Source organism: Psychrosphaera sp. 1_MG-2023, from assembly GCF_030548245.1.
GTDB lineage: Bacteria > Pseudomonadota > Gammaproteobacteria > Enterobacterales > Alteromonadaceae > Psychrosphaera > Psychrosphaera algicola.
Map to the genome: position 1 here is coordinate 73,375 of NZ_JAUORW010000005.1, position 14,066 is coordinate 87,440.

11 protein-coding genes are annotated in these 14,066 nt (G+C 38.3%); 10 read left to right on the forward strand and 1 reads right to left on the reverse strand.

The window, feature by feature from the left end:
• Positions 1-7 precede the first annotated feature (7 nt).
• The gene (dnaA, locus tag Q4575_RS05880) at positions 8-1,414 is read right to left on the reverse strand and encodes a chromosomal replication initiator protein DnaA (RefSeq protein WP_303521693.1); all 1,407 of its coding nucleotides are present in this window, start codon (positions 1,412-1,414) and stop codon (positions 8-10) included.
• A 452-nt stretch (positions 1,415-1,866) separates the two neighbouring features.
• Here dnaA and rpmH point away from each other — a divergent pair, with 452 nt between their 5' ends.
• The 10 genes from rpmH to mnmG all read left to right on the forward strand — a co-directional run bounded on the left by rpmH (position 1,867) and on the right by mnmG (position 14,015).
• Positions 1,867-2,001: a 50S ribosomal protein L34 gene (rpmH, locus tag Q4575_RS05885; protein WP_215964551.1), complete on the forward strand. Its 135-nt coding sequence runs from the start codon at positions 1,867-1,869 to the stop codon at positions 1,999-2,001.
• 2 nt (positions 2,002-2,003) lie between these two features.
• The gene (rnpA, locus tag Q4575_RS05890; protein ID WP_215964550.1) at positions 2,004-2,372 is read left to right on the forward strand and encodes a ribonuclease P protein component; all 369 of its coding nucleotides are present in this window, start codon (positions 2,004-2,006) and stop codon (positions 2,370-2,372) included.
• Positions 2,348-2,587: a membrane protein insertion efficiency factor YidD gene (gene yidD, locus Q4575_RS05895; RefSeq protein WP_215964549.1), complete on the forward strand. Its 240-nt coding sequence runs from the start codon at positions 2,348-2,350 to the stop codon at positions 2,585-2,587. The genes rnpA and yidD overlap by 25 nt, the downstream gene beginning before the upstream one ends.
• An 8-nt stretch (positions 2,588-2,595) precedes the next feature.
• Positions 2,596-4,251 carry a membrane protein insertase YidC gene (gene yidC / locus Q4575_RS05900; protein ID WP_215964548.1) on the forward strand — a complete coding sequence of 552 codons (1,656 nt, stop codon included), beginning with the start codon at positions 2,596-2,598 and terminating at the stop codon, positions 4,249-4,251.
• Positions 4,252-4,350: 99 nt separating this feature from the next.
• A complete protein-coding gene (gene mnmE, locus Q4575_RS05905) occupies positions 4,351-5,718 on the forward strand; it encodes a tRNA uridine-5-carboxymethylaminomethyl(34) synthesis GTPase MnmE (protein ID WP_215964625.1) in 1,368 nt (455 codons plus the stop codon).
• Between the two features lie 187 nt (positions 5,719-5,905).
• The gene (locus Q4575_RS05910; RefSeq protein ID WP_303521694.1) at positions 5,906-7,096 is read left to right on the forward strand and encodes an ABC transporter substrate-binding protein; all 1,191 of its coding nucleotides are present in this window, start codon (positions 5,906-5,908) and stop codon (positions 7,094-7,096) included.
• Entirely contained in the window at positions 7,096-9,351 is a 2,256-nt protein-coding gene (locus Q4575_RS05915; protein ID WP_303521695.1) for an ATP-binding protein, read from the forward strand. Before Q4575_RS05910 ends, Q4575_RS05915 begins: the two co-directional genes overlap by 1 nt.
• Before the next feature lie 66 nt (positions 9,352-9,417).
• On the forward strand, positions 9,418-11,106 hold the full coding sequence (locus Q4575_RS05920) for an EAL domain-containing protein (RefSeq protein WP_303521696.1): 1,689 nt from the start codon (positions 9,418-9,420) through the stop codon (positions 11,104-11,106).
• Between the two features lie 8 nt (positions 11,107-11,114).
• Positions 11,115-11,552: a flavodoxin domain-containing protein gene (locus Q4575_RS05925; protein ID WP_215964544.1), complete on the forward strand. Its 438-nt coding sequence runs from the start codon at positions 11,115-11,117 to the stop codon at positions 11,550-11,552.
• A gap of 573 nt (positions 11,553-12,125) precedes the next feature.
• Positions 12,126-14,015, forward strand: coding sequence for a tRNA uridine-5-carboxymethylaminomethyl(34) synthesis enzyme MnmG (mnmG, locus tag Q4575_RS05930; RefSeq protein ID WP_303521697.1), 1,890 nt, complete (start codon positions 12,126-12,128; stop codon positions 14,013-14,015).
• Positions 14,016-14,066: the final 51 nt, after the last annotated feature.

Genomic DNA, 14,066 nt, shown 5'->3' on the forward strand with positions numbered 1-14,066 from the left:
ATTCCCACTAAGAAGACAAAATTCTAACTAAATTTTGAACGTCTTCTTTTATCTCGTGACTTTCTTCTTTTAATTCTTTGATTTTTCTACAAGCATGGAGGACTGTTGTATGATCTCGTCCGCCAAACGCGTCTCCAATCTCAGGTAAGCTGTGATTGGTCAATTCTTTAGCCAACGACATAGCTATCTGTCTTGGTCTTGCTACAGAGCGACTACGGCGTTTTGACAATATATCAGCAACCCGAATTTTAAAATACTCGGCCACTGTTTTTTGAATGTTATCTATTGTGACTAATTTGTCCTGTAATGCCAATAAATCGCGAAGCGCGTCTTTGACAAAATCAATGGTGATTGGTCTACCTGTAAAATTAGCGTTCGCAATTACGCGATTTAACGCACCTTCTAATTCACGAACATTAGAACGAAGGCGTTTAGCAATGAAAAACGCAACCTCTTCTGGCAATTTAACCTTACTTTGATGGGCTTTCTTCATCAAAATAGCCACTCGAGTTTCTAACTCTGGCGGTTCAATTGGAACATTCAAACCCCAACCAAAACGACTTTTAAGTCTGTCTTCAACACCGTCAATTTCTTTAGGGTAGCGGTCCGACGTCAATATGATCTGCTTGTTCCCTTCAAGTAACGCATTAAACGTATGAAAAAACTCTTCCTGGGAACGGTCTTTCTTAGCAAAAAATTGTATGTCATCGATCAACAATGCATCTAGACTTCGATAGTACCGTTTAAACTCTTCTATCGCATTGTTTTGTAACGCTTTAACCATGTCTTGAACGAAACGTTCTGAATGCATATAGACAACTTTAGCATCTTTCTTATTTGCCATGATGCCATTACCGACAGCATGCAATAAGTGGGTTTTACCTAGACCGGTGCCGCCATAGAGAAACAATGGGTTATATGCTTCACCTGGGTTATCTGCTACTTGCATCGCAGCTGCGCGAGCCAATTGGTTACTATTACCCTCAACAAAACTATCAAACGTATAGTTATCATTTATATTTGATTTATAACTGGCTCTGATATTTGACTCAGATGGTCGCGTTTGTTGTTGGTTGTTATGGTGCTGTTGCTGTGTTGAATGATGAGGCGCATGAGAAACATTGCTTGTCGCAGCCGCATGAGAAACTTGAGGCGCTATTACTGCGGCATTTGATCCCACATCAAAATTTAAACTCGGTGTGCTATGACCGTCACTAAATTGCGATAACAACTCAGTTATACGATTCATATATTTATCACGCACCCAATCCAATACAAATCGGTTTGGTGCATATAAAGTTATGAGTTGTTCGGAGCTTTGTATCTGCAACGGACGAATCCACATATTAAACTGCTGCTGCGATAATTCTTGTTCTAAAATTTGCAGGCAGCTCTGCCAAAGAGACTGATACACGGATAATCCTAAATTGATGTACGGTTATAATTATTTTTGTTTCGAATCACCATACATTATGCCTTATATTTATCCACAAACTCAACCAAGAATGACAATAATATTAATAAAAAAAGGCAATAAAAGAACAGCGCTTACATAAACCGTTTTTACACCTCAAAAACGATATTTTCTAGGCGTTCTAAATGTTTTTGCTATACTCAAACATAGTGCTCTTAACGACAAAGTTATCAACAAAACAACACCTAAACCAGTGTTAATTGTTAATAACCTGTAAATAACTTATTTTTTATCAGGATCTTGTTGACTAATAAAGGATCAATCTATATTATTCGGCGTCCTTTTTTGGGGCCCTGCAGGGGTCGCGACCTGCGGGTTCGAAGGTTCTAATTAACGTGTTTTGTTAGTTAGAAAAGTGATAGTAACATTAACCGATCGGATGGATTTTAACTATGAAACGTACATTTCAACCTACCGTTTTAAAACGCAAGCGTACACACGGTTTCCGTGCTCGCATGGCTACTAAAAACGGCCGAGCTGTATTAGCTCGTCGTCGTGCAAAGGGACGCTCTAGTCTTTCTGCATAACAGTGAAAAGTAATACTTTTCCAAGGGAGTTACGTCTGTTAACTCCCTCGCATTTTTCCCCAGTTTTTGACCGACCTGTAAAAGCGGTGTCAGACCATTTCACATTGCTTGCTAAATATAATGACCTTGATCACCCAAGATTAGGCCTGACCATAGCAAAGAAAAAAGAAAAAACAGCCGTTGGCCGTAATAGAATCAAACGTAACATTCGTGAAAGTTTCCGTTTAAATCAAGATAATTTGCCCAATATAGACATAGTTGTGCTTGCCCGTGATAACATTGGCGACGCAGATAATGCATATTTGCAAAAACAATTGAATAAACTATGGAAAAAAATTAGCTTACGATGCGAACAATCCTTAAAGCGTTGATCCGATTCTATCAAACCGCCATCAGCCCTTGGTTTGGAGCCAAATGCCGGTTCTATCCGTCATGTTCAAATTATGCATTAGAAGCAATCGAAATCCACGGGGCATCAAAAGGTACTTGGTTAAGTATCAAACGTATTCTAAAATGCCAACCCTTAACTGAAGGTGGATTTGATCCAGTACCAAATTCATCAAAATCAAACAAAGATAAAGAGTAATTAGCGTTATGGAATCGCAACGTTCGTTTTTAACTATTGGATTATTGTTAGTCAGTTTCTTGCTATACCAACAATGGCAAGTCGACTACAACACACCGGAGCAAGCAGTTGTTGAAACTGCGCAGCCAATTTTAGCCGGTGACCAACCAGTCGCAACAGGTGACACTGCAAACGCCGTTGACGAATTACCGTCATCAGATTCTGCATTTCCTGCCGTTATGCCTAAAACCAGCAATACCGTGGTTAAGGTTGTTACAGACACACTCGAAGTTCTAATCGACACAAAAGGCGGTGACCTAGTGTCAGCCACTTTACTCGAATATGACTTAACGCATCTGTCTGAAGAAAAATATCATTTATTACACCAGGCTCCGCAATATATTGCCCAGTCAGGTTTAGTAGGTCGCCATGGGCCAGACGCACAAAGTACAGGCCGTCCGGTCTATGACGTTGCGCAAACTGAATGGACAATGACGAATAATTCGTTAACCGTCCCACTTACTTACACTATGGATAATGGTTTAGTAGTTACTAAAACTTTTTACTTCGAACGTGGTAAACACTCAATTGAAGTGAAATTTGAAGTACAAAACCAGTCTAATAACTCTCTAGAAATTCAGCCTTTTTACCAGTTAAAACAAGAAATTGTAACAACTGAAAGTAGCATGATGATGCCAACATATCGTGGCGGGGTTTACTCAACCATTGATGAAGCGTATGAAAAATACGATTTTGACGATATGGCAGATAGCCCACTGAATAAAGCAACACCAGGCGGTTGGATTGGCATGATTGAGCATTACTTTGTAAGTGCTTGGGTTCCGTTACAAACGGAACAAAATGTTATCTACACTCGCATTTTAGGTAATCAGCAAGCTGCGATCATTGGGGTTAAATCACCAGCTCAAATCGTTAATGCTGGTGACACTGTAACAACTACAGCGACTCTATTTGCAGGCCCAAAAAATCAAGCCGAACTTCAAGCTATTCACGATACGTTAGACTTAACAGTCGACTACGGATTTTTGTGGTTTATCAGCCAAATGTTGTTCTCGGCCTTAGTTTGGATATTTGGTGTTGTTGGTAACTGGGGTATCGCAATCATAATTATCACTATCTTAGTGAAAACAGCATTGTTCCCGCTGACCAAAAAACAATATGAGTCTATGGCAAAAATGCGTGCATTACAGCCTAAGATGGAAGAGTTGAAAAAACGTTTTGGCGACGACCGTCAAAAATACGGCCAAGCCACAATGGAACTTTATCGTAAAGAAAAAGTTAACCCGATGGGCGGTTGTTTACCTCTGTTACTGCAAATGCCGATTTTCTTGGCGTTATACTGGGTATTCTTAGAAAGTGTTGAACTACGCCATGCACCATTTGGTTTATGGATATCAGATCTATCTGCACAAGACCCGTATTACATCTTGCCAATTTTATTTGGTGCGTCGATGTTCTTGATGCAAAAACTTAGTCCAACGCCAGCTGCAGATCCAATGCAACAAAAAATGATGATGTGGATGCCTGTTATCTTCTCAGTATTTTTCCTTTGGTTCCCAGCGGGACTCGTACTTTATTGGTTTGTTTCAAACGTAATCTCTATCATTCAAATGTTATTGATTTATCGCGGGATTGATAAAAAAGCCGCAGCAAAAAAAGACTAACCATAACAACTTAATGTAAATTGGTTTAAAATTAAAAGGCGACTCTCGAGTCGCTTTTTTAATGAGCGCACTTTGTACAAAATGAGAGATATTATGACAATAAATACGACTGAAACTATCGCCGCACAAGCAACCGCACCAGGCAAAGGTGGTGTCGGTATTATTCGTATTTCTGGGCCGTTGGTAAAAGACGTCGCTCTTGCCATTTTAGGGAAATGTCCAAAGCCACGCTACGCGGACTATTTGCCATTTAAAGCGCTAAGTGGCGATATTCTTGACCAAGGTATTGCACTTTTTTTCGAAGGCCCTAATTCATTTACCGGTGAAGACGTACTTGAACTCCAAGGACACGGCGGCCCAATCATTCTTGATATGTTACTCCAGCAAATTTGCCAAATAGACAACGTTAGACTGGCAAGAGCGGGTGAGTTTTCAGAACGCGCTTTTTTAAATGACAAGATTGATTTAACCCAAGCAGAAGCCATTGCAGATCTTATAGAAAGTACCTCAGAACAAGCCGCAAAATCTGCTTTGCAATCGCTCCAAGGTGAGTTCTCTAAAAAAATACATGACCTTGTTGAACAGACAATCCATCTGCGCATATATGTTGAAGCTGCGATAGATTTCCCGGAAGAAGAAATCGATTTTTTGTCAGACGGAAAAGTTGCAGGCGATCTTGATAAAATAATAGCCGAACTTGCTGTGGTAAAAAACGAAGCCAAACAGGGCGCTATAATGCGCGAAGGCATGAAAGTTGTTATTGCAGGTAAACCAAACGCAGGTAAGTCTTCCCTGTTAAATGCCTTGTCAGGCAAAGACTCTGCAATCGTTACAGACATCGCTGGAACAACCAGAGACGTTTTAAAAGAACATATTCATATCGATGGCATGCCATTGCACATAATCGATACGGCAGGTCTTAGAGAGTCTCCTGATAAAGTTGAACAAATCGGTATCGAACGCGCTTGGCAAGAAATTGAACAAGCCGATAAAGTACTATTGATGGTAGATGCAACGGAAAATCACAGTGTAACGCCAGAAGATATTTGGCCAGAATTTATGGCCAAACTTCCTGAATCTATGCCAGTGACTATTGTTCGCAATAAAGTCGACTTGCTTGCCGCTGATCAGCGAGAAATTACCATTGATGGAACATTACCTATCATCTCAATTTCAGCCCGCGAACAAAAAGGAATTGAAGCGTTAAAAACTCACCTTAAAAAAGCGATGGGATTTAATGGTACGACTGAAGGTACATTTATGGCAAGGCGTCGTCACTTAGACGCTTTAGACAGAGCAGAATCCCATTTATTAACGGGGAAAGAACAACTCGATTCGTACATTGCTGGCGAAATTCTCGCGGAAGAACTCAGACTGACACAACAGCATCTAAATGAGATCACGGGTGAATTTAGTTCAGACGATTTACTTGGTCGAATATTCAGTTCGTTCTGTATTGGTAAATAGCATTAAACTTGAATAATTACAGGGAAGTAGTTAAAGCTAGAGATAACAGAGACTATATGTAGTGGTATTAATTCATTACTAGGAATATTCTATATTTAAACTAGTATTAGACTCATCAATGGATTCAGGACGTTAAAAAGCAGGAATGGCGCTAATCACTCGATCTAAATGCATAAACATGTTCTTTATGAGCCTTATTGCTCTATTAGCAAATAACCTCATTTCAACCAATGTGTTTGCAAAAACATTACCTATCGGTATTACACTAAACATGTCCGGGCCAAATGCCCAATCTAGTATCGACTTCAAAAATGGAATTGAAGCCTTTATACATGCCGAAAATCAATCGAAGCGTTTCAACAAATTCCAGATAAAACTGCTAGCAATGGATGATATTGGCCAAGCGAACCGAGCACTTTCCAATGCTAAAAGGTTAATAACATCTAAAAATGTGTTGGCCCTTTTAACTACAGATATTAGTGAAAACGTTGCTGATCTAGCTAGACTGGCTGGCAATAATAAAACCTTATTGTTATCTGCGAACCATCACCAACAACCCCTTAACATCAAAGATCACAGATACATTGGTTTTTTATCGCAACCCTACTCTGAAATGTTTCGTTCTCTTAACAAAACATTAAAAAACAGCGACATGATTTATGTCTCAGCAGACAATGATTATGACTTCAATGCCATAGAAGATGCGATTCGTTCTATTTCGCTCAAATCAGTAAGAAAGCTAACTAATCCACGCATTCGTGCCCCAAAAACACAAAAAAATTGCACTATTGTTTTTGCAAATAACGTTAACACCACAGCGAATATCCTCGCTGAATTAACCAAACAACAAAACCAGTGCCAAATGCTTATATTACCAGTTGTGGAAAAAACACTATTGCAAAAGCTTTTGGTGGAAAAATACGGTGACACCAATAGTCACAACCTATTATTTGTAAGTTCTGTGCCGCTACATCGCAGAAACCTGCCTTTAATTGAAGAATTTATACGAGACATGAAAGCTTACAGCCCACAAGCGCCCTATTCTCACCAAGCTTTAAAAGGCTATCTATTAGCTAAAATTGCCATCGACTCGATGTTTCAGAGTGTCAACAAAGTTCATACTGATTCCTTTATAGAGATCATCACCTTGCCATTTCAGCTTATAGATCAGGTGGTTGGCTGGGTAAAAGACCCAAATTCAAATATAAGTAAAACCACCGTTGTTAACTCATTTTCCTATTTAAAACGTTATGACATAGGCCTAGATAAAACCATCAGCGTGTATAAAGATCGTGTTCTGATAAAAAAAACCTGGTTGTCAAAATTAGATCAACAACAGCTAATTACAAACCAAATTGACAACAAGGATCAGAATTGATGCATTTAAATTTGGGGGACAAAATTATTGCCAGCGGTAAATTGCGATTTCCGGTACTTATCGCTCTTGCTATCGCTTTTAGTGCATTATGGTTAATATTTACATTTATTTTAAGCAGTTGGTCTACTAAAGAAAGGCAACAAGATTTAGCCGAATTAGTTGAGCAGGTAGACGACCAACTATATCAAGTGGGTGAAGATTTAAGATATCAATTACTCAGCTCTGCAACATTATTAGCCTCTCGAAATCCAATAATTTCAGCGATTCAATCAAATAACGAAGAAGCGCTACAAGCTACTATAAAGGTTTTTCATCGTAACTATTCAAGCCAGGCGCTAATTGAACAAATTCAAATATATTCCGTAAACGGAGATCTTTTAGCTAATTTTGGCGTTGGCAGCACTTACTATAACCAGGCGCCGCATCACGATACGCTTTACGCTGAAACCGATTCAGCGACCGGCATTAATTTAAATCTCGATGGCAAATTAAACATTTATGCCATTGTCGGCATTTTTTACAACAATACAAAAATTGGCTATGTACAAGTTACAAAGCCACTAATTGATACGGTGCAAGACGTCTCTGCACTAAATAAAGCCAATTTATACCTTTTTGCCGACAAAGCTAAAATATCTAAAAACGCAGTAAGTCGTCACTACAATCAACTCGGTATCATCAATCATTGGGATAATTTTACGAATTTAGTATTAATGTCCCCGATTCAAGGCAATATCAATCTTCCAATGCTGGCCGATGTGCTCGATGACGTTATGACCACCGATGCTCCGGATTTAAAATATATGCGAGACCAAGTTGGATTTGGCGACAAAATATTTAATCTCGCTTTGTTCCCAGTTAATGATATCGACGGAAACTACTTAGGGCGCGTACTGTTGCTCAAAGATATAAGTGCAGATACACGAAGTTACCAAGTTTCACTAACAGTCACGTCAATTTCTTTTGGTGTCATCATGAGCTTTATATTCATCTCGTTTTGGTACTTTTTAGGAAGAATTGAAAATAATTTGTCTGAATCTGAAGTTAAAATTATCCAGGCAAAAATTGACGCTGAAAACGCCCGTGACGAAGCTGAAGAGGCTAAAAAATTAGCCATACAAGCGAATCAAATAAAGTCTGATTTCCTCGCTAAAATGAGCCACGAGCTACGTACACCACTCAATGCAATTATTGGCATAACAGAAATGATGTCAGAAGACGCTAATGAGACTAATGATGAAAATTATATTGAACCGTTAGATCGAGTATTGCGCTCCAGTAAACATTTACTCGCTCTGATAAACGATATTCTAGACTTATCAAAAATTGAAGCGGGTAAAATGGAATTGCACCCTGAAGTATTTGATATTGGCTACTTTATAAATGACGTAAAACGCTCCTGTGAAGCACTTGCACTAAAACAAGACAACACATTAATTGTTGAAATAGAACCCAATATTGGCGATTTGTTTACTGACGTAACTAAACTTAGACAGGTCTTGTTAAACCTAATTAGCAACGCCTGTAAATTTACCGAGAACGGTACTATTCGAATGACGTTGAACAAACTGGATATCGACAGCATTGCTCATATTCAATTTGCCATCTGTGACAATGGAATTGGGATGGACAAAAACCAATTGTCAAAACTGTTTAATGATTTTCAACAGGTAGACTCATCAGCGACCCGCCGCTACGAAGGCACTGGACTTGGTTTATCGATCAGTCAAAAACTAGCCAATTTAATGGGTGGCAATATTACAGTCAAAAGTGAAATTGATATCGGCACAAACTTTTATGTCACTATTCCAGTTGCTATGCCACGAACTGTTGAGAACACAAATAATACGTTAGATAGCTTAGAAGAAACCGAAAGCCAAGACGACTCAACTCAAACAGATACCAATTTATTGCTGATAATTGACGACGACCAACACATGATAGAGTTATTGAAGTATCACCTTCAAAGTGATTCAAACGAACTCGTGCCCTATGCAATTCAAACCGACATAGCTGAATTTAAGTCTGCCAAACAGCCAAGTGTGTTTATCATCAATTCTTTAATTAACAAGCAACTAGCTATGAATATGATACAAACATTAAGTAAAGATGAAACATTGAATAACGTGCCAATTGTTGTAATCTGCGAAGAGCTAGACAAACAAACTTATCTAAATCTAGGCGTCAGGCACTGTTTATTAAAGCCCATTAATAAAAGTAACATCGGTCTAATATTTTCAGAGTATTTAAGTTAACGAGACCAAAGGCAGATAATTAGAGCTATGTTTATCAATGCAAAGACCTACCGCTAAGGACGAACAATGACACCAGAGACTAAAATATTAGTAGTAGATGATAATGAAAATAATCGATATACATTAAAGCGCAGATTAACGCGTCTTAATTACAAACATATTGTCGAAGCTGAAGACGGCTTTGTTGCATTGAAATTATTGGAAAGCGAGCTTTTTGATATTGTTCTATTAGACGTCATGATGCCAGGCATGGATGGCTTTGAAGTCCTTGAAAAAATTAAATCAACTCCTAAAACGGCAAATATTTCGGTCATAATGATCTCTGCATTAGACGATATACAAAATGTCATAAAAGGGATTGAGATGGGCGCAGATGATTTTTTGCCAAAACCATTCAACCCGATACTATTAAACGCAAGGCTCAAGGCTGCGGTTAGAAAAAGACGGCTCGTAAATATTGAAACTAACTATTATAAAGACTTCGATAAAGATACGGATTTTGCCAAACTCGAATTGTTCTCTGGCACCTTAGACAATGAAATGAGCAATAACCTAGATACAACGTTTGTTGTCGTCTATATCCGTTTTTCATTATTCAATTTTATTAGTCAAACGCTAGGTCCAGATTTAGCGAGGGAATATATCCAGCACCAAGGGGTTCGAGTTGCTAAAACCTGCAAAGACCCTGAAATCACTATTGGCCGATTAGCTGATGATGTAATTGCGATTAGCGGTACAGCAAAAAATTTAGCTTATTTGGTTGAAAACATAGAAACTCTAGACAAATTATACAGTCCCTTAAATCAGGCAATTACGCTAGAAAAGGAAACCTTTAAAGGAAACCTTGGCATTGGTATTAGCATGACCAAAGGACGTGAGAAAAAACCTAAGTCACTAATCGCTAACGCCGCATTTGCTTCACAAACGGCTCTAGACAACGACATTGGTATTGCGTTTTATGATCCAGAACTTCATCAATCTAATTTAAATAAATTTCATCTAGAACCCAAATTAAAAGAGGCGATAAGAAACAGAGAATTGTGTTTATATTATCAACCAATTGTAAATACGATTACCAGTGAAATAGAGACTTTTGAAGCACTGATCCGCTGGATCCAACCCGATGGGAGCTTCATTACACCTTTCAAATTTATTCCATTGGCTGAAGAAACAGGACTAATTTTTGATATAGATTCGTTCGTAATTGATGAAACGTGTAATCAAATTTCCAAATGGATTACAAAATATGGGCCTGACAAAGAGTTTTCTGTCGGCGTTAATATATCAGCAAAACATTGGGTTAATCCTTCACTAATAAAAGAAGTAGACAGCGCATTAAGAAAATACAACATCCCCTCAAAATACTTAAAACTCGAAATGACAGAAAGTGCCATGGTGGATGATGCAAATGCAGTTAAGAAAATAGTCTCTATTTTAAAGTCGATGGGAATAAAAATCGCGCTTGATGACTTTGGTACAGGATACAGCTCCTTGGGTTATCTAATTGAATTTCCAGTAGATATACTAAAAGTAGACAAAGTCTTTGTTGATGATTTGCATACAGAAAATAAACGACAAAAATTAATGAGCCACATTCTTTCCATAGCAAATTCTCTTGGTATGAAATCTATTGTCGAAGGTGTAGAGCATGTGCAGCAAGTCGAAATACTTAAACAATTTTCATGTGATCAAATCCAAGGATATTATTTCTATAAACCAATGCCGCCAGTAGAAATTGAAAAAATATTTAACTAGGAAACACAATGCGACAACTAATAATAGGCACAGAAACCGGTACAGCTGAATTTGTAGGGGATGATATAAGTGCCCTACTAGAACAATATAATTTGCCTGTAGAGGTGACTTTAGAGCCTGAATATGACAGTTCAGACACCAAACAGTTATGGATATTTTGTACCTCTACCCATGGGGCTGGTGAAATTCCAAATAATCTAAAACCATTTTTAACCTGGTTAGAAAACACCAAACCAGATTTATTTAATGTCAGTTTTATCGTTATAGGTCTAGGTGATAGTAGCTATGACACTTATTGTAAAGCAGCCTATCAAATAGAATCAATACTGTTAAAACTAGGTGCAAATAAACTCACAGAAACCTTCACAGTTGACGCTATGGACGAAGAATTACCAGAAGATCTGATCATTCCTTGGCTAAAATCGAAACTCGATTTACTAAATTAAGCTGTTAAAAACTCCACAAAATACGATCATCCATAAAAAGATCTCAATTTATTCGCTAAATTGGATCTTTTTTTTTGATCAAACAAAAATAATTTTTACCCACAATCGATCACCAAAACACCTCACTAAATAACCCGATCACATGAAGTACCCAACATATACACATAATACACACAGTATCATTCATACTTAGAAGAGGTTGTGTATAAGATCGTTAAGATCGTATGTTCTAACTGGAGATATCCAGAATATAACTTTTTCGACTTCAGTGCCTGTGGATAACAGGGCTGTTTATACCCAAGTTATACCGAATAAGATCCCCATTAGATCACAGTTTAGGATCCTTTTAAGATCCTATGAAATAACAATAAAAACCACTTATGCACACAAAATCAAATGCTAATAGTAGTAATAATAAAAGATCTATTTAAAGATCTTAATATAATTAAGAGATCTGAAAATGAGATCACTGGACACTTTCAGACCAAAAAATAACCATTTGAATCTCAGCAAAAGCAAGATAGAATATGCGCCCTTTTTAAAAGATCCCGATTTAAAGAATTTGAGGTATTAATGATCTTTGCTGAACATTTTGATGTTATCGTTATCGGCGGTGGCCACGCAGGCACCGAAGCAGCCCTTGCTGCTGCACGAATGGGGCAACAAACCCTATTGCTTACTCACAACATTGAAACACTTGGCCAAATGTCTTGTAATCCTGCGATTGGCGGAATTGGCAAAGGCCATTTGGTAAAAGAGATCGATGCTCTTGGCGGGATCATGGCACTTGCAGCTGATGCTGGTGGCATTCAATTTAGAACATTAAATAGTTCTAAAGGGCCAGCTGTCCGGGCTACAAGGGCTCAAGCCGATCGAATTCTTTATCGAAACTTTATTCGTAACACACTAGAAAATCAGCCTAATTTAAAGATCTTCCAACAATCTTGTGATGATCTAATCATTGAAAACGAAACCGTAGTCGGTGTTGTTACCCAGATGGGCCTTAAGTTTAAAGCAAAATCGGTCGTTCTAACGGTCGGAACATTTTTAGGCGGTAAGATCCACATTGGATTAGAAAATCATTCTGGTGGCCGAGCTGGCGATCCACCTTCAATTGCATTGGCAGATCGTCTTCGTGAAATGCCATTTCGTGTAGACCGTTTAAAAACAGGTACTCCACCTAGAATCGATGCGCGCTCAATTGATTTTTCAGTAATGGCAAAACAACCTGGTGATCTTCCTACACCATATTTTTCATACATCAGTGAAAAAGGATCTCATCCAACTCAGATCCCTTGTTTTATTACTTACACAAACGAAAAAACCCATGAAATTATTCGTGGCGGATTAGACCGATCACCTATGTATTCTGGCGTAATTGAGGGAATTGGTCCTCGTTATTGTCCTTCTATTGAAGACAAAGTGGTTCGTTTTGCAGATAAAGACAAACATCAAATTTTTGTTGAACCAGAAGGCTTAACAACCCATGAAGTTTATCCAAATGGGATCTCCACCAGTTTGCCATTTGACGTTCAACTTGAATTAGTTCATTCAATTGCCGGTTTTGAAAACGCTCATATCACACGGCCGGGCTATGCAATCGAATATGACTATTTTGATCCTCGAGATTTAAATCAATCTTTGGAAACAAAATTTGTTAAAGGTTTATTCTTTGCTGGACAAATTAATGGCACAACCGGTTATGAAGAAGCCGGTGCCCAAGGTTTAGTTGCTGGCTTAAACGCCGCACTTAAAGCACAAGATAAAGAAGCCTGGTCACCAACAAGAGATCAAGCCTACATGGGCGTATTAATTGATGATTTAGCAACGTTAGGGACAAAAGAACCTTACCGTATGTTTACATCAAGAGCTGAGTATCGTTTATTACTCCGTGAAGACAATGCCGATATTCGCCTTACAGAAAAAGGTCGTGAACTTGGTTTAGTTTGTGATCACCGTTGGAAATTATTTAATGAAAAAATGGACAAAATTGCAATCGAACAACAACGTTTAAAAAGCAATTGGGTTCATAAAGATCATGCATCAATAGACGACGTTAATAAACTGTTAAAAGGTCCGTTGAGCAGAGAAGCAAGTTTAGAAGAACTGCTCCGTCGTCCTGAAATTCGCTACACAGATCTAATGGCAATCGATGGTATTGGCCCGGGTTGCGATAACGAACAAGCCGCTGAGCAAGTTGAAATTCAAATTAAATACCAAGGTTATATAGATCGTCAATTGTTAGAAATTGCCAAAAAAGACAAAAACGAACAAGCGACAATACCTAGTGATTTTAATTACAAGATCATAAGCGGTTTATCAAATGAAGTTATTGCCAAGCTTGAAGCAGCAAGACCAGATACTGTTGGTCAAGCATCACGTATTTCAGGTATTACACCAGCAGCTATTTCGATGATCCTTGTCTATCTTAAAAAACAAGGCATTTTGCGCCGATTTGCTTAATTCCAAAGTTTAAAAATTATCGCTAGGTATGGTTGGTTTAGCTAGTTATAC